Genomic DNA, 489 nt, shown 5'->3' with positions numbered 1-489 from the left:
CGGTGTCTCCAAGCATCCAAATCGGCTTGGCGACGGCGAGCGCGTCACGCGTGACGCGCATCGCCGTCTCTTGATCCGCTTGTTTGGTCTGTGTGAATTCAGCCGCTATCGGGATCTTTGCGCCGGTTGAGACAATCGTACAGCCGAAGCCGTAGTAGTACTCCTCGGCTGTTGGATCGTAGTTCCACGAGGCAGCGTCGTTGTATTGGATCGCTTCGACGTGGGTCGAGTCGATAGAATACGTGGAGTCGAGCAGGCCGCGGGCGGCGGCCTGCTCGACGAGCCTGTCGAAGATATCGTCAACAACGTGTTCGAGGTCGGTGAGAAAGCGGTCAACGGTGTCTCTGGATGGCGGTTTGTCGAGGCCACAGTAGTACCAGACAAGGCCGTTGTGAAGTTCTCGTGTAACCGGCCGCGTGCCGTAGACATCCTCGTAGTAACAGTGGAGAAAGCCGCCCAAGAGATCTGGAGGCTGGTGAACTCGTGTTC

1 pseudogene is annotated in these 489 nt (G+C 58.1%); it reads right to left on the bottom strand.

The window, feature by feature from the left end:
• Window positions 1-489, bottom strand: a pseudogene (locus DEQ92_RS22200) (IS5/IS1182 family transposase); the annotation flags it as partial.

The sequence above is a fragment of the Haloferax sp. Atlit-6N genome (genome assembly GCF_003383195.1).
In the GTDB taxonomy this organism is placed as follows: domain Archaea; phylum Halobacteriota; class Halobacteria; order Halobacteriales; family Haloferacaceae; genus Haloferax; species Haloferax gibbonsii.
The sequence above is the reverse complement of the archived record's forward strand: the minus strand, read 5'-3'. Positions and strand labels throughout refer to the sequence as shown.